Origin of the sequence: Nodularia sp. LEGE 04288 (assembly GCF_963896525.1) — a bacterium.
Classification (GTDB): Bacteria; Cyanobacteriota; Cyanobacteriia; order Cyanobacteriales; family Nostocaceae; genus Nodularia.
On sequence record NZ_CAWQOY010000129.1, the window covers coordinates 14263 to 35324 of the forward strand.

At 41.7% G+C, this 21062-nt stretch carries 19 protein-coding genes and 1 other RNA gene; 7 read left to right on the forward strand and 13 right to left on the reverse strand.

Translation table 11 applies throughout. The features are described from left to right. Positions 1-52: 52 nt before the first annotated feature. Positions 53-1585: a sensor histidine kinase gene (locus AACX33_RS17565; protein WP_227789157.1), complete on the reverse strand. Its 1533-nt coding sequence runs from the start codon at positions 1583-1585 to the stop codon at positions 53-55. A 68-nt stretch (positions 1586-1653) separates the two neighbouring features. Next, positions 1654-2058: a hypothetical protein gene (locus AACX33_RS17570; RefSeq protein WP_194003647.1), complete on the reverse strand. Its 405-nt coding sequence runs from the start codon at positions 2056-2058 to the stop codon at positions 1654-1656. A gap of 1474 nt (positions 2059-3532) precedes the next feature. Here AACX33_RS17570 and AACX33_RS17575 point away from each other — a divergent pair. The 3 genes from AACX33_RS17575 (at position 3533) to AACX33_RS17585 (ending at position 6216) form a co-directional block, all read left to right on the forward strand. Then, complete coding sequence (locus tag AACX33_RS17575; RefSeq protein ID WP_194003649.1) at positions 3533-3805, forward strand: HetP family heterocyst commitment protein; 273 nt, start codon at positions 3533-3535, stop codon at positions 3803-3805. Positions 3806-3874: 69 nt separating this feature from the next. Next, entirely contained in the window at positions 3875-4714 is an 840-nt protein-coding gene (gene trpC / locus AACX33_RS17580) for an indole-3-glycerol phosphate synthase TrpC (protein WP_194003652.1), read from the forward strand. 236 nt (positions 4715-4950) lie between these two features. Then, positions 4951-6216: an HhoA/HhoB/HtrA family serine endopeptidase gene (locus AACX33_RS17585; protein WP_194003654.1), complete on the forward strand. Its 1266-nt coding sequence runs from the start codon at positions 4951-4953 to the stop codon at positions 6214-6216. Positions 6217-6778: 562 nt separating this feature from the next. On the opposite strand, the gene AACX33_RS17590 is transcribed toward AACX33_RS17585, so the two are convergent. Together AACX33_RS17590 and AACX33_RS17595 are read right to left on the reverse strand one after the other, a co-directional pair. After that, the gene (locus AACX33_RS17590; RefSeq protein ID WP_194003656.1) at positions 6779-7144 is read right to left on the reverse strand and encodes a TSUP family transporter; all 366 of its coding nucleotides are present in this window, start codon (positions 7142-7144) and stop codon (positions 6779-6781) included. 12 nt (positions 7145-7156) lie between these two features. Beyond that, complete coding sequence (locus AACX33_RS17595; protein ID WP_194003696.1) at positions 7157-8122, reverse strand: acetamidase/formamidase family protein; 966 nt, start codon at positions 8120-8122, stop codon at positions 7157-7159. Positions 8123-8781: 659 nt separating this feature from the next. Between AACX33_RS17595 and AACX33_RS17600 the strand changes: the two genes are divergently transcribed. Next, complete coding sequence (locus AACX33_RS17600; RefSeq protein ID WP_194003658.1) at positions 8782-10458, forward strand: MBL fold metallo-hydrolase; 1677 nt, start codon at positions 8782-8784, stop codon at positions 10456-10458. 510 nt (positions 10459-10968) lie between these two features. Here AACX33_RS17600 and AACX33_RS17605 read toward each other — a convergent pair. From AACX33_RS17605 to AACX33_RS17615, 3 genes are all read right to left on the reverse strand, one after another. Beyond that, positions 10969-11280 (reverse strand): DUF6679 family protein, encoded by a 312-nt coding sequence (locus tag AACX33_RS17605; RefSeq protein ID WP_194003660.1) that lies wholly within the window; start codon positions 11278-11280, stop codon positions 10969-10971. A 555-nt stretch (positions 11281-11835) separates the two neighbouring features. Further along, positions 11836-12051: a hypothetical protein gene (locus tag AACX33_RS17610; RefSeq protein WP_194003662.1), complete on the reverse strand. Its 216-nt coding sequence runs from the start codon at positions 12049-12051 to the stop codon at positions 11836-11838. 210 nt (positions 12052-12261) lie between these two features. Beyond that, entirely contained in the window at positions 12262-13050 is a 789-nt protein-coding gene (locus tag AACX33_RS17615; protein ID WP_194003664.1) for a Nif3-like dinuclear metal center hexameric protein, read from the reverse strand. Positions 13051-13230: 180 nt separating this feature from the next. Here AACX33_RS17615 and AACX33_RS17620 point away from each other — a divergent pair, with 180 nt between their 5' ends. After that, positions 13231-13914 carry a DUF1997 domain-containing protein gene (locus AACX33_RS17620; RefSeq protein WP_194003666.1) on the forward strand — a complete coding sequence of 228 codons (684 nt, stop codon included), beginning with the start codon at positions 13231-13233 and terminating at the stop codon, positions 13912-13914. A 57-nt stretch (positions 13915-13971) separates the two neighbouring features. On the opposite strand, the gene AACX33_RS17625 is transcribed toward AACX33_RS17620, so the two are convergent. Continuing rightward, on the reverse strand, positions 13972-14442 hold the full coding sequence (locus AACX33_RS17625) for a DUF4079 domain-containing protein (RefSeq protein WP_194003668.1): 471 nt from the start codon (positions 14440-14442) through the stop codon (positions 13972-13974). Between the two features lie 252 nt (positions 14443-14694). On the opposite strand from AACX33_RS17625, the gene AACX33_RS17630 reads away from it, so the two are divergent. Beyond that, a complete protein-coding gene (locus AACX33_RS17630) occupies positions 14695-15972 on the forward strand; it encodes an ankyrin repeat domain-containing protein (protein WP_194003670.1) in 1278 nt (425 codons plus the stop codon). Positions 15973-16371: 399 nt separating this feature from the next. Further along, complete coding sequence (locus tag AACX33_RS17635) at positions 16372-16827, forward strand: cobalamin biosynthesis protein (RefSeq protein ID WP_194003672.1); 456 nt, start codon at positions 16372-16374, stop codon at positions 16825-16827. Here AACX33_RS17635 and AACX33_RS17640 read toward each other — a convergent pair. The 5 genes from AACX33_RS17640 to ssrS form a co-directional block, all read right to left on the reverse strand. Then, on the reverse strand, positions 16799-17152 hold the full coding sequence (locus AACX33_RS17640) for a phage holin family protein (RefSeq protein WP_194003674.1): 354 nt from the start codon (positions 17150-17152) through the stop codon (positions 16799-16801). The two genes, AACX33_RS17635 and AACX33_RS17640, sit on opposite strands and share 29 nt — an antisense overlap. Positions 17153-17191: 39 nt before the next feature. Continuing rightward, positions 17192-17989 carry a peptidoglycan-binding domain-containing protein gene (locus tag AACX33_RS17645; RefSeq protein ID WP_194003676.1) on the reverse strand — a complete coding sequence of 266 codons (798 nt, stop codon included), beginning with the start codon at positions 17987-17989 and terminating at the stop codon, positions 17192-17194. A 76-nt stretch (positions 17990-18065) separates the two neighbouring features. After that, positions 18066-19349, reverse strand: a complete 1284-nt coding sequence (locus AACX33_RS17650; protein ID WP_194003678.1) for an insulinase family protein — start codon at positions 19347-19349, stop codon at positions 18066-18068. A gap of 70 nt (positions 19350-19419) precedes the next feature. Next, entirely contained in the window at positions 19420-20661 is a 1242-nt protein-coding gene (locus AACX33_RS17655) for an insulinase family protein (RefSeq protein WP_194003698.1), read from the reverse strand. 206 nt (positions 20662-20867) lie between these two features. Further along, positions 20868-21051: non-coding RNA, 6S RNA (gene ssrS, locus AACX33_RS17660), on the reverse strand. Positions 21052-21062 lie beyond the last annotated feature (11 nt).

Genomic DNA, 21062 nt, shown 5'->3' on the forward strand with positions numbered 1-21062 from the left:
TTTTATCTCTAGGATTTTAGGCAAAGAACAATTAGCAAACACTCTACTGAACTCATAACTTTGATTTGACTGCTGGTAACATGATGGTAAATGTGGTACTCACACCAACTTCACTTTCCACAGCAATGTGACCACTATGTAAGTCCACAAGGGTTTTGACAATGGATAACCCTAGTCCAGTACCTGGTAGATGATGAATATTGCTACCTCGATAAAATGGCTCAAATAATCGCTGTCTATCAGCAACAGGAATGCCAACACCCCTATCTGTAACCTGGAAAACTACTTTCCCACATTCACAAAAGAGTTTAAAATCAATCACGCTGCCAATAGGAGAATATTTCATGGCATTGTCGAGTAAGTTTGAGATGATCGGTTCCAGCAGTTTTTGATCCATACAGGCTGTGATGTAGCTACCTTGACGCACAAAATTTATGCGGTTCTCGCTACTATTTGTCTGGATTTGGGCAATTAAATCATGGCAGAACTCAACCAAATTGAGGGGTTTGGCATCATAGTTGACCTTGGCGGCTTCTGCTTTGGCGAAGAACAGAATATCATCCAACATTTTGGTGAGCTGTTCAACACCTGATTGAATGTGATCAAGTAATGGTCGTGTTTTTTCCTCCTGAGATTCATGAATCTGTCTTTTGAGTAAACTATTAGAGAATGAAACCACATTTAGTGGGGTGCGGAATTGATGGCAAACCATAGACATGAAGTGCGCTTTCAGTTCGCTGAGTTGTTTGGTTTTTTCTAAAGTTTGATTCAGATCCGATTCTGCTTGTTTATATTCAGTAATATCAATACCTGTAATCATTTCAACTGGTGTTTCTTGCTCATCCAACTTTGCGACTGCACAAGCTAACCAGCGTTCTGTGCCGTTTTTCTCCAGAATCTTGATTTCCTGGTATTCTAAATCCTTATTATGTACCTGCTTACGCTTTTGATTTTTGAACAATTGGCGCGCATCAAATCCTGTTAGTAGATCATCTTTTGTATAGCCAGTCAGGACTTCTGCCGCCCGATTCATGTAAGATAAATCCCAGCCCTGAATTAGAAAAATGCTCGCATTTGTGGTTTTGGCCAAAGTACACCAGCTAGCTTCATTCAACTGTGGTAATTCTTCTGTGGGCTGGAATGGAGTCACATCCCAAATGCTCCATACTCTACCGATAATTTTACCCTCCAGCCACTGCGGCTGAGAGTATTGAGCAAAAATTCTCCCATCCTTTAACTCTAAAATATCGTAGCTGTCCAAATCAGATTGACTGGATACTTCCCGCATCACCTGGCCATAGGCTTCTGGATATTTTAGCTCCTGCTCGAAAAAAGCTTGGCATTGAAGATAGTTGCTGGATAATATCAGAGAATTTGGAATCTGCCACATATCGACAAATTTCTGATTAAAACCGAGAATATCTCCTTTTAGACTCACTGCAATAATGCCATGAGCCGTAGATTCCAGGGTAGAACGCAGTAGAGAAAGGGACTTTTGGAGCTGTACCTCCTTGTGCTTCAGTTCAGCAATTTCTTGTTGTAAATGCTTTTGAGTATTTTGTAATTCGTCAATCCACTGGTACATACTCCCCTCTACTACTTGATCACTTCTCTCACAGCCAAAGCTAGAGTCAATCTCCCGGCTTTAATTATCTATGTAGGTAAAGGTAGTTTCCAGTAAAAGGATTCGGTTTCCTGAGTGCGATCGGCAAAGCCCCGCCAGAGGCGATCGGCATCGCCAAATTTTAATCTGAAATAACCTGGTAATGTGAACGTAGATATATCGGATTGGGCTAACATACTTCGCCCTCGCTTTAACCAATAGTGTCGCAAAAAACTTGCATTTTCCAGTTTTATGGAAAGTAATTTCTGATGGGTATATTTAAGCTGCTTGTACAATGTTGCGTCTTGAGCAGAAAGAAACTGTGCGGTTTGTACTAAATAAAAAGCAGCGTTTATAGATTGATTGATCAATAAAATAGCAAATTTCAGATTCGCTTCTGGCTTTAGTGCTAATGGATAAGAGGATGTCGCTAATTTATAATTGCCAGCATTCATATCCCTACTCGCTATTTTTTATCAATTGGTAATCGAGTCACAAAATATTTGATAATCACAACTTCTTAAAAGTGCTGATTAATCGACGCTTTTAAACAAAATAAATTTAATTATAAATATTTCCAGGTTACTTACTACTCCTCACCTGATTTTATCAATATAAATTAGGTGCATTCAACTTATTTACATAAATAAACAAGTAATTAAATGAGATTACGTTGCAGAGAAAAATATCTACTTGCCAAAAACTGATTCAAAATAACACTCTTATGTCCAATATAATTTAGATAGTATTGCTCTATAATCTTGAGATTAAATAGACAATTTGTTAATCATAAATTACACTTCCATTATTTTACTCATTTAGATATATAACTATAAAATAATCTGCTTAGTCATCTGTCATGAGATATACCTTTTTTTTTACAATCATATACGTATGACCAGAACATCTCTCAAAAGTTATAGAAATTGTAACAACTTAATGTATCGATAATCACAAAATTTTGAACGCCAGAAATATGGGGTAGCAAAAAAACATCGTCAGATGCTCAATGCTTGTTGCTGTTTTTTGCCCGCAATCTATTGACTAGCTTTAAAATCGCTCAAGTTGGGAAAATCTAAATATTTTTTTTGTATAAATATAGACTACATACATATAGAACTAGTTAAAGACTATAACCAGCAATTATGGCAATGAGTACATTACTAATTGGGACTTACAAGGTTGAGCGCCAGTGCGAATATTGGGCATTTGTAGTTGAAACAACACCATGTGTCCCAAAACCATGTTTCCAAAAGCACATTTTTGATTAACTGGACTTTTCAATCATTACCATAAGAATAAATTGAACTGCTTCTAAATTCAATTCAGTGGCAGATAGCAATATATGATACTTACTTTTACAGATAAAGATGACCTATGAGGAGAAAAAATACATATCCCACATTAAAATGCCAAAATAAAAAAATAATTTTTTCTGTGATCTTTGGATTTGACAAAAATATATTTAGTATATTTTATTACTTTAGAAGTTGTTCACAAGCAAGTATTGCAGTTAATTAAAATCAATTAATGGCAAAAGCGAAAGAAGAGATAAGTCTATCCAAAAATTGTTCATATATCTGTGGCTAAAAATTGAGTAGGCTTAATAAAGAAGCTGCTTCTGCAACACGGTTTATCTGTAGGGGCTAGTTTAACTAGATATATATTAGGCAGATAAAAATGCTAACTAGTTAAATCCACCCCTATTTTCCCAACCAAGTTGTAATTGCTGTTAATGCTTTTTACTTATCAGCAGAAATGCCTGTAATCAGCTTGGGGAATCCTAAAATTTTCCAGTGGAGATAGTGAACTTGGCTGTCAACTCAAGAAATTGGATGATATCACCACTAACACTCTTATTTTTAGATAAAAACAAAAATCACAATTGAATCTAGATGTAGGACTCCAAATTAAAAAAGAGGGAAAGCTATGCATCAACTAAATAATAGTTGTAATACACAAACCGCTAAAAAAATTAACACAGAACAAATTGAACAAATTATCAAAGCAATTATTGCTGGTAAGTATTCGTGGGCTTGTGTATTAATTCTCCGGTTTTCTGGCTACAACCCTATAGACTACATACCTTACCGCACCTACATTCGACTGTTGAAAAACAATTGCTTAGTGGACAACTCCAAGTCAAAAGATATGGAAAAGAAAGAAGTATTTGACATGAACTCAAACTGGATTCGACTCTGAAAACAGTAGGGACAAGATTTCATCCTTGATCATTTCTGAGTCACTCTATCTCCAGATACATAACAGCTAATGATTTACCCATTGACTACTGTTAATACCCGTCTGCAACCTATTCTCAGAGAGATTGTTTGGCATAAAAAGCAAGAAGTGACACAAATGCACCAACAGATGTCGTTGGCTTCTTTGCAACGCCAGTTAACAGCTGCGCCAACGGTGCGAGATTTCTTGACGGCTTTGCAACAAAATCCTGATAAACCTGGACTAATTGCAGAAGTTCAGAAAGCATCGCCACTTTATGGTAATATCCGCACAGACTTTGATCCCATAGCGATCGCTAAAGCTTATGAACGAGGTGGTGCAGCTTGTATCTCAGTTTTTACTGAAACAGCATTCTTTCATGGCAGTTTTGAACATCTGCGGTCAATCCGCCAGAGAGTAGCATTGCCCTTGTTGTGCAAAGACTTTATTATTGATCCGTGCCAAATTTATTTAGCACGAGCAGCAGGAGCAGATGCTGTACTACTAATCGCAGCCATTCTCACAGATCGGGAACTGCAAGACTTTCTCAGAGTAATTCACTATTTAGGGATGAATGCTTTGGTGGAAGTTCATAACTTGAGTGAACTAGATCGGGTTCTCAAGCTTGATGACATCCGCTTAGTTGGGATTAACAACCAGAATTTAGAGGATTTTACCATCGATCTCAGCACTACACAACAATTGCTGGCAGCGAGGCGATCGCAGTTACAAAACTTAGGGGTGATCGTTATCAGTGAGTCGGGATTATATACAAGTGCTGACTTATCTCTGATGGCTGAGGCTGGTACACAGGCAGTTATAGTGGGAGAATGTTTAATCAAACAAGAGGATATAGAGCTGGCTGTGCGTTGTCTAATTAAAGGTGATTAGTTCATACCTCATCCGCCCAATATACTCAACGTCCCGCAACAGGCATTAATTTTTTCAGCCCGCTTAAGCGGGCTAGGCTTGTATCAGCTCAACTCTAGAGTTAATGCAGCTAACCAGCAGAAAACTGCTAAAATCACAAATATTTCACAACTCAGCTATACTTTTGCAACAAAAGCGTCACAAATAATATCTACATTATTATTAGTCATACATTTAAAATATTCTTAGAGCTAGCAATGAACAAGCAAGTACACGATGGAGATTCCTCATTAAATAAGATTTCAGCTGATCAGGCTCATACCAAGTACCAAAATCAAGCCCCCTGGAAAAAGACAGCCGCCTCTTTATCACTCGTGCTGCTGGGATCAGGAATGACACTAGCAGGTGGTTATTTGGCTGGAAACCCAGAGATTATATCTGAGAGGACATCCAACTTAGCAGTGAGTCGAGTCAATGCTGCGCCTCCATTACCAACTGCTACAGGTTCTAACTTTGTTACCGAGGTAGTGCAGAAGGTGGGGCCAGCTGTAGTGCGGATCGAAGCTTCCCGAACCGTCACCAGTCGGTTACCTGCTCAATTTAACGATCCATTTTTCCGCCAATTCTTTGGATCTCAGCTACCAGAACAACAAAGCCAGGTACAACGAGGTACTGGTTCCGGTTTTATCATCAGTAAGGATGGTAGTATTCTCACCAATGCTCACGTAGTTGCTGGTGCGGATAAAGTCAGAGTCATACTCAAAGATGGGCGTAGCTTTGAAGGTAAGGTGATGGGGAGCGACGAATTAACAGATGTCGCCGTTGTGAAAATTGATTCCAACAATCTCCCGATGGTAGAAGTGGGGAACTCAGACCAACTACAAGCAGGAGAATGGGCGATCGCCATTGGTAATCCTTTAGGATTAGATAATACAGTCACCACAGGAATCATCAGTGCTACCGGTCGCAGTAGTAATCAAATTGGCGCACCTGATAAGCGAGTTGAATTTATTCAAACCGATGCAGCAATTAATCCTGGTAATTCCGGCGGTCCTTTGTTAAATGCTCGTGGTCAGGTAATTGGGATGAATACAGCCATTATCCAAAGAGCGCAAGGACTGGGTTTTGCTATTCCCATCAACACAGCTCAACGGATTTCCAACCAACTAATTGCTACAGGTAAAGCAGAGCATTCCTATCTGGGAATTCAGATGGTACAGTTAACGCCTCAAATCAAGGAACGTCTCAACTCAGACCCCAATAGCGGTGTCAAGGTGAATGAAGATCAAGGAGTCTTAATTGTGCGTGTTATGCCCAATTCACCCGCATCTCAAGCCGGCTTACGTGCAGGAGATGTCATCCAACAGCTGAACGGTCAATCAGTCTCAGAAGCCAGCAGTATCCAAAAAGCCGTAGAAAATGCTCAAGTCGGGGGAGATGTGCGCTTAGGATTGCGTCGCAATGGACAGAATATTAACTTAGCTGTGCGAACTGGTGCTTTACCCACTCAACAAGTGCAATAACTGAGTGCTGCTTTGACACTCCCCGCGATAAATCGACGGGGATTCTTGGTTCAACGAAACCACTTAACCTAGAGTCCTTGCGTCGTCTAAACCAGAGGTGGGATTCTCCCCAAGCGTTAATTCGGGTATGCCCTACCCTATTTGCATTAGTGCAAGTCCTGTTTGGTTTGAAACAAATTGTTTCAAAATGCTGATTCGTGTTTCGACTTCGCTCAACACAAGTCTAGCCCCTATAAATCTTTTACCTACTGCTAGGAGGAAACTAGAATAATGCAGTAGAACCGCATACATTCAATTATCTTGGCGAAGCCTCTCCCTTTGGGAGAAGGTTCAGGCTTTGTCTTTCGACAGCTAGGTTTTTTAAGTGGTTGATTACCTTTCCACTACAATCAGTATAGCAGTACCTTAGTACATTAATAAATTAAAAGCCGTCGTAGAACGACGGGGCTTTAAACCCAATTTTTCGGTAAACCTCTGTGGGCATAGCTGTGCTGAAAGCGGAGCGGGGTGTTACCCTTACTGAGTCAGGAATGATTGTTGATCCTACTCCCCACTCCTCAGATCAGATTAAATATCGTAGAGCAAGAAGTAACAAAAAAATGCCATACAACTTCTTGATCATTTCACTGCTAATAAATGCTTGATTAGCAAATAAAGCTCCAAACAAATTACCAACTATTAGGCCAACAGCAATAATTGCCGCATATTTAATATTTATGTTGCCGTTACGATAGTATACGACTGCGCCTAAAATACCAATTGGCAAAATTTGGGCAGCAATAGAAGTACCAGTGGCAAACTTCTGATCCAGACCAACTAACAACACCATTGCTGGAACCATAATTGCACCACCCCCCAGACCAAACATACCACCAGTCAAGCCAGCAACTAAACCAATACTCAACATTTGAATAACTATATTAGACATATTTATTAAAATTTACAAACATATTTGCTGCGAAAGTATAGATTTGGGTAGCATTCCATGAACACCTTTTTGGGGACTATTAACAACTTGAGTAATGTGAAAATTTACAGCTAAACTACACAAGACATAAGCATCTTCCGCCGATAAATTGGTGAACCGTTCCAGAAGATCAATCATGTTTTTTACAGCTAGTTCTAAAGCTGTATCTAAAGTTGGTGCAAAACCCATTGTAATAATATCAGTCGGTGTTTCAGCTATCGGTGTGGTCAGTTGTAAATCTTTGCGAAGGGTGAGCTTGATTCTACCATTCATGGAAGTTTCAATAGCGGTGACATTAACTTCCCCATCTCCCTGGGCTGAATGTCCATCACCAATAGAGAATAATCCACCAGTCACAAAAATAGGCAAAAATATCCGCGAACCTGCTTGGAGTTCACGGTTGTCAATGTTACCACCATAACTACCAGGTGGAATTGAAGTTCGGGAATTTTCTGGGGTGGCGACACCCAGGATACCAAAAAAGGGTTTGAGGGGAATTTTGATGCCACTATGAGCGGGAAACTCGGCGGTATTGTGGGCTAAATCCAGGGGAATAAATCTCAGCGCCGGTTGAGTAAACTGCTGTGGTAAGGCTCCCCAGCCTGCACGAATGGCATTAAAGCCAACTGGTAAACTCGGTGCGATCGCTTGTAATTCTATCTCTAAAACGTCACCTGGTTCGGCATCTCGCACATAAATTGGCCCCGTTAGTAAATGTGGACCTCCCGCAACTTTGCGTTCTGACCCTAGATTTTGGCAGATGTCCAGAAATTCCGGTGTGAGAAACTCCGGTGGTGCTTTGTCGTAAACATAATAACCAGTGTAAGTTTCCACGTCTATGGTATCGCCAGAATCAATTGTGAGTACTGGTTTAAGTAGATCAGAGAAACCACCAAGATGTACAGTTTCTCTCGTGGCTTTTAAAATGTGATGCATAATTTCAGCATTGATGTAGTTTTATGTGTTAAATTTTACAGTATAAATATATTTTTATGGCGCTTTTATGCAATAAAACAACTAGGAAATATTTTGACTTTCTTAAGATTTATGTCGCCTTGATGACAGGTTGATGATCTAGATGGACAGGTTAGCAGAAAAGTTATACAATTTGACTGATTGTAGTAAATCTACCTATTGCGAAATCAGCCCAAGCATAGTAAAGATTTTCTGGTATTTTAGCGAAATTTCGCCAGCATTCTATTAATATAAAAAAGTCTTTAGTCAGGAACAACAAACAAATGGATGTAAAGCTGATTTTATTGGGATTAACAGTTATGTTCACTGTTTCGTGCCTGTTCTTTGGCACTAAAAATGGATTTTATGATTCAGACAACTATCACGGTAATGGATCTGCACATTAAGAAGGCAAAATGGGCAAGAGGCAAATTCATGGAAACTCAAAGATGAGTGTTTCTTGTTAACCAAATTTTCCCAACTGGCTGAAGTTTGGAGTTAGCGTCCTCCCCAATCAAAAATTTGCTTTCTCAGGGTGTAGGGGCGCAGAACAAAACTTGCCCCTAGTTCAAAATCCCAAGATTCAGGATAATTCTGGGCTTTTGAGCTATGTCGATGATCATAAGCTTAGAGGGGAGGAGAGCATGAGGAATAATCTGTCGGCATCCTCTGGCGTTGATGCTGATGAGGCAGCTAGTGAATTAAACTGTTTGCCCTATAGTGTCCAGCATCATGATGAGGGTGTGTGTTTATTAGTACGGATGGGGCCACACCGGATTCTACTAGATTGTGGATTGAGGGATACTTCATCGTTACTGACCTCGTTAGCTAAGTCGGCACGTCGAGGTAGTTCGCCAATTCCAGCCGATTTGGTTTTGGTCAGTCACGCCCACCCAGATCACGCTAGAGGATTGCTAGACCTACATCAGGCTTTTCCCCTGTTACCGATCTATGCCAGCGAGGTAACGAGCAAGTTACTACCGCTGAATTGGCTAGACGAAGATCCCCAGATTATTTCTCAGCTTTGTCATGCTTTGCCGTTGCGATCGCCTGTAGAAATCCAGGAAGGTCTGGTCGTGGAATTATTTCCCGCCGGACATTTACCAGGAGCGGTAGCAATTTTACTTACCTATACTACAGAAGAGCGTTCTTATAAGCTGCTGTATACAGGAGATTTTTTCTTATCTAACTCGCGCTTGGTAGAAGGTTTGCGTTTAGAAGAGTTACGAGGATTAGAGTTAAATGTCCTGATTATTGAGGGTACTTATGGCACATCTCGCCATCCCCACCGCCGTAACCAAGAAAACCAACTAGCAGAACGGATTAATCGCGCGATCGCAGACCGTTGTTCTGTACTACTCCCCACACCAGCTTTAGGTTTGGGTCAAGAACTGTTGATGCTGTTACGTTCTCACCACCACTTCACCGGACGAGATTTAGATATCTGGGTTGATGGTGCTGTGGCTACTGGTTGTGACGCTTACCTGGAACTACTGCCGCACTTACCGCCATCCGTGCAGAACTTCGCTCGCCATCAACCCTTGTTTTGGGATGAGCGAGTGCGTCCGCGAGTCCGTCGTTTGCAGCCAGAACATCGTGCCACTGTGGGCAAGTCTCCCTGTATTGTACTTACAGACTCCACCGCTGATTTCAACCAATACTGCCAAAACGAAACTGGCCCTTGGGTGATCCTGTTACCAGAAAAAATTGATATAAAACTTAATAAAAAATATTCAGCAACCACTAGCGACGAAAGTTATCTTCTCGCCCAGCATAGTGACGGCCCTGGGACTACTCAGCTAATTCATAATTTGCGTCCCCAGCACGTTGTTTTTGTCCACGGTTCCCCAGCATACTTAGCAGATTTGACTAGCTTAGAAGAACTACAAAACCGTTATCACGTGCATTCTCCAGCTGCTGGTACTTTAGTAGAACTGCCAATTGGCGAGACATTTTTACAACCAGCACCCCCAGAAACGAATTATGAAGGCGAACTCACAGAGTTAGGAACAGTGATCACTGTCACCTTACCCGATGCGATTACACATGACCCCCGTTGGCGACAGTTTGCTGATACTGGTTTAATTGAAGCTCGTTGGCAGGGTGAAGAACTAGTGTTGAGGGGATTGTCTCCCAGAGAACTACTGCACCAAAATGGCGATCGCTATACTTGGTCTGATATAAATTCTTGTGGTAATTGCCGCCACCAACGAGGACAACGCTGTTGGAATCCTGCGTCTCCGTTATATAACTTCAAAGTAACTCTTGAGGGTTACTGTCCTGTTTTTGAACGCTTATCCAATTCTGAAACTCAAACGTGAAGTCCTCCGGCTCGCTTCGCTGAAGCCGGAGCTTCAAAGAAACAACCATCATCAGTTCGTGTCTCGTTCGCTGTTGCCACGTTGGGTATATCACAAGGATATTGGGGACTGAACCCGATGATGGTCTTACACAGCGTCTCTGGTATTACTACCTTTATCTCCTCAAAGAAGAACCCACGCAGCCACCCTGCTTCCCAAGGCAGTTTGATTTCTTTCCCGTACAGTAGGCTTGGCTGATCTTTTACAGTAGGACGTAGCCTTACGAACCAGTGGTCTACTCTTTCCCCCTTTCTCACGCTCTTAGTCTTGGCAAGCGTCGAGCCGCTACTGTAGCCGTTTGTTATGAGCCGTGTGGGTGGGTCGCAACCATACAGAATGTAGCAATCTATATATTTCGTGCTATCCATCCCTACCCCGCGGGAGCTGAGAGTAGGGACTTCCGCAGAATTTCGTTAAAACTCTGTTGTAGAGACGCGATTGATCGCGTCTCCACTGAGGTTAATCGAGTCTTTACTCAGGATTTGAGTCGGGAGAATGGTTCCGGATACGCTCTGATTCTGGACAATCTTCCGTCATCAGAAATTCGGCATTACCGCGTGGCACGGAGGCTAACTTTTGGGTTACAGAGCCAATGCTTTCTAAACGAACCATTTCCTCCCAGGCACAAACTTCGTCGTCCTCGTCTGTTTCATAGCGTAGAGTCACTAAATCCCCCTCTATGTCGAGGATGCGGGCGCGTTCAATCCAGCGTTGCTGGTCCCGCAAGAATACACATACCTCGCGCCCGTCGCAACACAGTTGATAAATCTTGCGGTGTAGCATGTACTGCTTCTACCTTTTTAAACAACGTAGTTAAACCTGTAAAATTTGGGTTTGACCCCATTTTAGATATACCTTTGAGAAATCAGTTCCGCAGTTCAGAATCACTGGGTCTCATGATTCTACCCATAGACTTGCTTGTGTTTGCCAAAATCTAAAGAAATTTGAAGTCACAGACTGACAGTTACTGCACCTGTTGAATACAATTTCCTTCAGGTCGATCAGCGAATGTCTACCTCATAGAAGTTACACAATTCGGTAATTCTCCTAACCAGGTATTAACCTGGTGAGTCTTTCCGTAATTGTGTAAGAAAAAATACCCCAAATCAAGCGTTGATCGCGGTTGTTTGATTTGCTTTCTTGTAGTCATTGGCATTGCTGGGAAGTCCGGGAACTCTGCTTTATTTTTATCCCTATGTATTTGATCTTAACTCATTCTCTCGCCGACCTTAATGCTTTTCTACAACAATCGCCAAATAATTTTGAATTGACGCACTGAAAACGTGAAGCTGGGTGTGCGTACTACAAGGAATTTGCCACTACAATGGAATGGCAGAATCACCGAATTTGAGATTGGCGGAGAAATTCTATTGGCAGTTGCGAGGATGCTTCTCTTTTGATTTGGCCGGCGCTAACTGCATCATATAAAGCTGTAAGGACTGTCAAGTCTTCTTGACTATAGCACTTAGTCGCCAGCACTTGATGGAGTAAACCCTCAGATTCGACACTAAGATATCCAGTTTGGAAAGCAGATTCAACGAGTGTGCGAATCATGTTGATTAGGGTAGGATAAAATTCTTATTTTTATTGTCTAACACTTATTCCTTTTATTCATTGATATAAAACAGTAAATACTGGTGATTCTTATGACGGTTAACTGTGACTTAGATCACAGTATTGGTCAAAAAAATTGATTTTTCCAAGACTAGTAATACTGAAGAATAACAAAAATTAAAGTATAAATTCTACCCGATTAAGCTAACTTCACGGAAAAAACTGGCGAAAATCTTCATCTTTGTGACTCAATTTCACCCAGTCTAGATTTAAAGACAGAAATCTTTGTACTAGGCGATCGCAGGCCGGGCGTTCAGTGGCATAGTGTCCCGCATCAATTAAAATCAGATTGCGATCGCGGCTTTCCTGAAACTGATGGAACTTACAATCAGAAGTTAAATAAACTTGAGCATGAGTTTTGACAACCGCCGAAATATAACTAGCGCCCGAACCGCCCAACACAGCCACTCGTGAAATCTTCTGCTGTAAGTCAGCAGTTGGGGAAAAAATTAAATGAGGCGCAGCGAGTCGGGTTTGAATTGTCGCGAGTAATTCTTGTAAAGTCAGAAATGGCTCTAATAAACCAACACGCCCGTAGCCCAATCCTGCTTGTGTCGGTACGATAGGAGTGACTGAGTGCAAGTTTAAAATTTGAGCCAAAACGTCAGCAGTACCATCCTGGACTTGATCAAAATTGGTGTGGGCGCTGTAAATCCCAATATTATGGGTAAAAGCTAATCGTGCCATTTCGGCGATCGCCTCACCAGTACATAAAGACTTGAGAGGACTAAAAATCAATGGATGATGAGCAAAAATTAGATTAGCATGGAGTGCGATCGCTTCTTGCATCACAGCCAAAGTCGGTGTCAAACAAACCAACACCCGCGCTTTCTCTGTTAACACACCCGGCTGAATCTGCCAACCGCAATTATCCCAGCTTTCACACCAAGCCGGATTTGCCCATTCTTCAAACCAAGTAATTAAATCAGAAATTTTCACAAAAACACTATCCTGAGAAACTAAAATGTCATGATTTAGTTCTTTAATTTTAGTGATTTCATCAAGTTTATGACAGTTTATTGAGTTTTCACATAAAATTTACCTTTGCTGCTAAACCACACCAGCAAATTGGGAACTCTTAATGTATGGACCAACGCCAATTTATAGGGGAACACATTGATGCTTTCGACAAACGGCGAATATCAATCTTGGGATATAAAAGAAACAGTTCTGCCCGTAGCGTCAAGTTTAACAGAATCTGAGGACACACTTACAGAGGCAACTGTCAGGTTACCCACTAAGTTTTACGGTCACTATAGTGACTCAATGGAAATGTATGCCCCAGCCAATAGAGTTGCAGAGTATCTTCAAACTCACGCCACATGGTTTTCGCGCTGTGCTGAACCGATGAAGGTACAACCCTTGGGCGAAAATGGTTATGCTGTGATTATCGGTCGCTTTGGCTCTTTTGGTTATGATGTAGAGCCGAAAATTGGTCTAGAACTTTTACCCCCAGACGCAGGAATATATCGGATTCGGACAATCCCTGTTCCTGACTACCATCCGCCTGGTTATGACGTAGACTATCAGGCATCGCTACAATTGGTAGAAAATGCGGTCAACAATTCTCCTAGCGGTTTTCGTGAGATTACACAAATTGAATGGGAATTAGATTTGTTAGTTAATCTGCACTTTCCCAAATTTATTCAACGATTGCCCAAATCTTTAATTCAATCTACAGGCGATCGCTTACTTAACCAAATCGTCCGTCAAGTATCTCGCCGCTTAACTCGCAAAGTCCAGGCAGATTTTCATCAATCTCTCGGAATCACCTTTCCTGGTAATTCCCCGAAAAAAGGCTAAATTAACAGTCATTAGCCATTGAATATTGACTAACGGCTAATGACTAACGACTAACGACTAAGCATTAGTGAGAATTCTTTGGACAATTTGCACCCCAGTAATAGCCTGCCAAGTAAACAGACCTAAAAGGGCAAAATTTAGGAGAATATGAGTTGCACGCGCCCAATTTGCTCCTTTTTGCATGAAAGGAGATAAAGAAGCCGAAAATGCAATTAGACCCGTCATTCCCAGTCCCGCTAGTAGATGTGGCCCCACAAACAACTTACCGTTATTGATGTAGGTGACAGCCATACCACCAATCGCACCTGTCACCATCAAGCCTAAGAGTATAGAACCCATTTGGTAGTGTTTAATGTTATATCTACCTTTAATCAGTTCTTTCTTTTCATCTCCTTGAGCGCCTCTGGTACGCTGTACTTGTAGACCCAAGTAGGCAGCGTAAAGTGAGAGTGCTAACAGTCCCCACATGGTTAGTGGGTGAAAAAAGTTTAGCCAATATTTAATTTCAGGTGACAGTTCCAGACTCATAGTGTTCTCGCCCAATTCTTAAATCTTCATAAAAATTAGCATAACTCTAATTTCTGTGCTTCAAGTTGCCAGGTGTAAAAGTTGTGGGGGAATAAAGGGGATGAGAGAGATGGGGAAGTAATACTTTAGTTCCTCCCTTTCCCCTCCTTCTTCGTGATGAATTAGTTTGCCTCTTGCCAAAGTGGTTAAACAATTTCAGACTAAATTTTGGGACTAGACTTACAAAACCTGCTGGTGCGGGGAATATTGATCATGGAAAATAACGATGTCTTGCTGCTAAAGTCGGCTAAAAGTGGCGATATTAAGCGGGTGTGTGCGCTACTGGCTGCTGGTGCTAAGGTTGACGTTGGCGATCGCGATGGAACTACAGCCTTAATGTTTGCTGCCAACTTAGGTTACACCGAAATTGTGCGATCGCTATTAGATGCTGGGGCAAATATTAACTTGCGTAGAAAACGCTATGGTTTGACGGCTTTGATGTTGGCCGTTAGTACCCATCAACTGGACATTGTACAGCTTTTGCTCTCCAGAGGTGCTGATGTAAATGCCATTAATGAAGATGGCAGTACAGCTTTAATGGCAGCTGCACTTAAGGGTGATGTTGATGTGGTGCAAGTCTTATTGGCAGCTGGTGCTGAAGTGAATGTCACAGACCAAGATCATGATACCGCTTTAAAATTGGCTGTCAAATACGGTCACACAGCAATTATAGAATTAATTTCCCAAAATGGTGCGGATGTCAATCTCCCGGATGAAGAAGGGGAAACCCTGTTGATGATTGCGGCAGATTTGGGACGTTTGGAAGTTGTACAAGCATTACTGCTAGCCGGGGCTAATGTCAACCAGAAAAACGCAGATGGTAGCACTGCGCTATTAGCCGCCGCCGCCGCCGGAAATCAGGCGATCGCATCTGCTTTACTGGATCAAGGTGCCGAAATTAATATTCCAGACAACGATGGTGAAACTGCCCTACATCTGGCTGTTGTAGAAGGCTACATTGATGTAGTGCAAGAGTTACTTAACCAAGGTGCAGATCCCCAAATTACAAATCATCTGGGTGATACACCAATGCTTGTTGCCGCCTTCCAGGGACATAGCCAAATACTTGAAATATTGTTGCGTTCTGGAGAAAAAACCAATAAAACAACCCTGGGTATACCTTTGATGCTGGCAATATCGCAGGGATACATTGAGACAGTCAAGATATTACTGGACTACGGTGCTGATCCTAATACTTTAGGGAATGATAGCAAAACAGCTTTAATTAAGGCAGCAGAAGGCAACTACACAGGGATTATCCGGTTGTTACTGGCTAAGGGTGCAAATGTGAATTTTCAGGACTTAGCAGGGGCAACAGCCTTGATGTGGGCAGTCTCTGGGGGCTATAGTGGAGCTGTACAGATATTACTCCAAGCTGGGGCAGATATAAATCTGAAAAATCGGGGCGGATATACAGCTTTGATGATTGCAGAATTTAATGGGTATAAGAATATAGTACTAAGTCTGCAAAAAGCTGGCGCACAGGAATAACCATATTAAAAAAAAATTAAGATAACAAAACTCCGGCGCAACTTTTATCAGCTTGCCGCGCTGGAGTAGGAAAAAATTGAAACACTAAGGTATAACAGGCAAAATGTTTCTACCTTGGTGTTTCCTACTGTGCTAGATAAGCTAAATATATAAGGTTTAATTGTGGATAACAGTATTATAAAGAGCAGTTTCTATGTATCATATTCTCGAAAATCTGGGAATAATCAGGAAGCAATTGGTTTGTGGTGGCAAGAAAAAGTGATATCTAAAATTAATCATCTTTTGCTTTTAACTCACTATAGCGATTGCGATCCATCGTAAAGTGATGACAATATCTTTGATATTGCTCTCTGATGAATTCGCCAAAAAATTCAACTTTTGACCGTGATCAAATGACTTATGCAGCAACAAAATTTATGGGTAGGAATTGGTTTTAAAAAGGGTAGTTCGTGGCAGTTAATAGGAACGGCAATACAGCAAGTATTTCAAGAAAATCAACTCAACGAAAATGCGATCGCAGGTCTTGCAACTATCGACAATAAAGCCTCAGAAGTTGGCTTAATCGAACTTTGCCGTCTCCGCAATTTTTCCTTGAAAATCTTTACCGCAGATATTTTGTCTACTGTTTCCGTCCCCAACCCTGGCAAAATCGCGGAAAAAACAGTGGGAACTCCCAGCGTAGCTGAAGCAGCTGCTATTCTCGCCGCCTCCCACATCACCTCATCTTTAACTAAAAACCAAGAGAGAGAAATCAGGTTATTAGTTCCTAAACGAATTTTTCGCTTACAGGGGGAACCAGGGGCGGTGACAATAGCTGTTGCCTGTCTTACAAAATTGTTCTCAAAAAATAGCTAATCAGACTAGAAACAATGGTCAGCACAATTGAACCCAGGAAAGCAGGCAAAAATCCTTGAATTTCAAAACCATAACCAGGAGTGAGGTTACTTGCTAGCCAAAGCGTTAACGCATTGATCACAAACGTAAACAAACCAAAGGTGATTAAGGTAATAGGAAAGGCTAAAATACTTAAAATTGGTCGAATAAAAGCATTTACCAAACCAATAATTGCTACAGCTACTAAAGCCGCTACAAAATTCCTGACAAAGAATCCAGGAACAATATTAGCGGTGATGAGCAAAGCCACCGCAGTACCAAGCCAAGTTAGCAAAAAGTGTTTCATGAGTTTTTTGTAGAAATTAGCCAAAGTTGTCGAACAAAACTATCGTCGCAATAGTGCTTCCCAGGTAGCACCACCAACTACACCGTCAGCCTCCAGACCATAGCGCTGTTGTGCAGCTTTGACTGCTGCTTCAGTATTCATGCCAAAATCCCCATCTACATCGCCTGCGAGAAAACCAAGCTGTTTTAGTCGTTCTTGCAGCTTCCTCACTTCTGAATTACGCATTCCTAAACGTAAAATCGCCCATCCTTGAGACGTATATTGAACACCAGGCATTTGTCCAGGAGGTGTCGTCGATGTTCTCGGTGGTGGTGAGGGTTTTGGCTGAGGTTGAGGATTCGTAGCCCTTGTAGTTTGGCGGGTCTGGGTAGGAACAGGAAAATTTGAGTTCAAGTTAGACGCTGGGTTAGGTGAAGAGTTGATTGGTGTAACTATTGGCTCTGTGGGGAATAGTCGTTGCCAAGTGATAGCATCAACAATGCCATCTGGATTCAAATCAACTGCTCGCTTGAACCGAGAAACAGCGCTGGCTGTGTCTTCTTTATAGATACCATCCACTGCACCTGAGTAAAAACCCAAAAGTCTCAAAGCCGCCTGAAGTTCTGAAACCCGTTCTCCTTGACTGCCAACTTTGAGGGTAGGACGGCTAATACTAGCTCTAGGAGTTGCTTGGGCAATTTGTTGGGGCGCTACAATTGCTACCACTGCATCAGAGGTCATGAGTAACAACGTAGATGAAAACAGAAGTAACCAATAAAACTTTCCTGTCTTCCTGCAACGAAATGCTTTTAGCGACTCAAAGTAGTTCAAAATACTTGTTGTCAGGCTAAATTGCATGGACTTTATTTCCAAAATCTTCTGTTGCTAATATTACAGCCGCTTGTGTTCAGAAAACAGCTGATTCTATCGCAATTTAACACTCAGCGCTGGGAAATGCACTATTAATCGCTGTTTCTTGACCAACTAAAGACATATAAGGTGACTGTAAATACTTACAGGCGGCAGCTATGGCATCTTTGACACTCACAGATGCAATCAGTTCTTGAAACTGCTGATCAAAATCAAGTCCTAAACCCAAAGTTTCATACCAACCGTATATTTGAGCAATTTGTCCGTTAGTTTGTTTACCCAAAGCGTACTGCCCCAGAATTTTGTTTTTAGCTGCTTGTAGGGCGGTTTCTGATACTTCAGTAGTACAGAGTAAATCCACTTCTTTCCGTAGCCCTTGCAGAGCGATGCTGGTATTTTCTGGTGCTGTACCCATATACACCACAAATGAACCCGGATACAGCCTTGTCGGATAAAATGCCGATACCTCGTAAGCTAAACCCCGCTTTTCCCGTAATTCCACAAACAAACGGCTAGAAAGCCCATTACCCAAGTAGGTAGACAGCAATTTTAATGGGGCGTAGTCTGGACAACTGACTGATGATCCCAAATAACCCAACATCACAATAGATTGCTGTGTTTGTACAGGCTGTAGTCGATGCTGCGGTTCTGCCTGAATTTCTGGTAAATTAACTAATGGCAAGGGTTGTGCCGGAATTTGCCAATCCCCAAATACTTGTTCTACTAATGCTATGGCATCTTCTAAGGTGACTCGCCCGGCGATACTTATTACAAGATTATCTGGACGAAAATAAGTTTGGTGAAACTGCACCAAGTCAGCACGCGATAAACCGCCCATTGTGGTTTCATCTCCCAGCACTGACATAGCATAGGGATGATTTTGGTACATTACCTCCCGCATTTGGCTAAAGGCAACGGTAAACGGCTGTTCTTTTTGAGAGCGAATATTTTGTAGTGCTAAACGCTTCTCTAGTTCCACTTGGGCTTCGGGAAATGTCGGCGATCGCAATATTCGCCCTGCCAATGTTAAAATCTCCGCAAAGTCCGATGTGACTGTCTTTAAAGACAACAAAAAATAATCCGTGGCAGCATCCGCACTTAAACTTGCTCCCACAGATTCCACTTGTTCAGCAAGTTCCCAGCTCGAAAGTCCGTCGCATCCCTTTGTCATCACTGTTGACAGCAAATGGGCTAACCCCGCTTGCTCTCGTGTTTCGCAACAACTACCAGCACGGACAAACATCCGCGCCGCCACAATATCCGCAACCGGATTTTCTGCCACCAACAGGACAATGCCATTATTCAATACAGTGCGATGAATAGGAGAGGAAGATGGGGAATTTTTCACAGTTATAAGTAATAAATTATTAGTTATTCTTGCTGGTTAGTTGTTAACACTAAACAACCAATCACTGATATTAACAGGGTTTAAGTATAGTAACCGCATAATTTTGCGGTGAAAGAAACTGTTGAGCTAATTCTTGCAGTTCTTGGGTATTAAACGATTGTATCTGCTGAGGATATGCTACTGCTAATTCAGCTTGGGCAATAGTGTTGTAGTATCCATAAAGTCCGGTTAACTGATTTGGTGTTTCCGTAGAAAAAGCATACTCATTACAAACCAGTCTACGTGTCCGGGCGAGTTCCTGCTCACTAATTCCTGTGGTTTGTAAATCATTTAAATGACTAAGAATCAAATTTTCAACTTGATCTAAATTTTCCGGCTCCAACCAAGCAGTAATTGAAAATAAACTTGATTCTCTTTGGAGGGAAAAATTACTATAAATTCCCTGTACTAATTGCAATTCTTCCCGCAAATCACGCACCAGTCGGGAAGTTCGCCCTTCTGACAATAACACCGCCAACAAATCTAAACCATAGGCAGTGTGTAGTTGCTCTACCCCTGGTACAACCCAAGCCATCATTAAGCGTGCTTGTTCTAGACGTGGTAAACAAATTTCTTGGCGATGAATTCCCGTTATAACTGGCTCTATTATTTTTTCAGACTGCGGACAGTCTAAAGGTGCAGCAAAATCAGCAAATGATTTATTTACAAGTTCCCAGGCCGACTCTTGAGCAATTCCCCCCACAACCACTACTGTCATGTTTTCTGGTTGGTAGTGGGCGCGATGAAAACAACGCATGGCGGCTGGGGAATTTTGCATTAATTCTAGCTCAGTACCTAGCACCGAACGCCCGTAAGGATGGTTTTGGTAGATGCTTTGATTGAGGGCTTGGAATCCTATCCAATCGGGATCATCATTACATGAGCGAATTTCTTCTAGCACCACATCCCGTTCGCGGATAAATTCATCGTCTGGAATTGTGGCATTAATCAGCAGTTCTCCCAAGTGGGGCAGAGTATCTGCTAGGTAAGGGGCTGCTGTCGTTACGGTGTAATGAGCATAATCATAACTCGTAGCTGCATTACTCACGCCGCCCCTGGTTTCAATATTATGATCAAACATTCCAGGGGCTAGCGTCGCCGTCCCTTTAAAAATCATGTGTTCTAAAAAATGTGCCATGCCGAACCACGGTTTTGGCTCAAGGATTGCTCCGGCTCGCACCCAAACATCAGCCACAACTACAGGGGTAGTGGCAATTTCCTGATGGATAAGTGTTAAACCATTATCTAGTTTCAGAACCGAAGCTGGAAACACAGTATGCTCTAGTTGTTGTTGTGACAAATTTTTGTAGCTTTAACCACAATTTAAGACAATTTTTGTTATTTTAACTCTCAACGATCACTAAATTAGAATCAACGTATACAGATTTTGTTTTTCTCAATCATCAAATTAATATTTGCCAGTGAAATATAAAATTAAAGCCCCCAAGTTTTTGCTAACTTTGGGAGCTAATAATTTTTAAGTTCACCGCAACGCCGTTTTACCTAAGTTTATGACCTGGTTAAACCAGGTGGGTGCCGACTTTCTTCGTTTTAAGTTTCCGGGTACACGCCCGGTTTACTGCCACGAGACTTGTTAGCTTCCCTTTTCTTTAAAGACATAGATCAAAAAACTTGATGGCAGTCACCAACGTCGTAGTGCAACTAATTTATTAT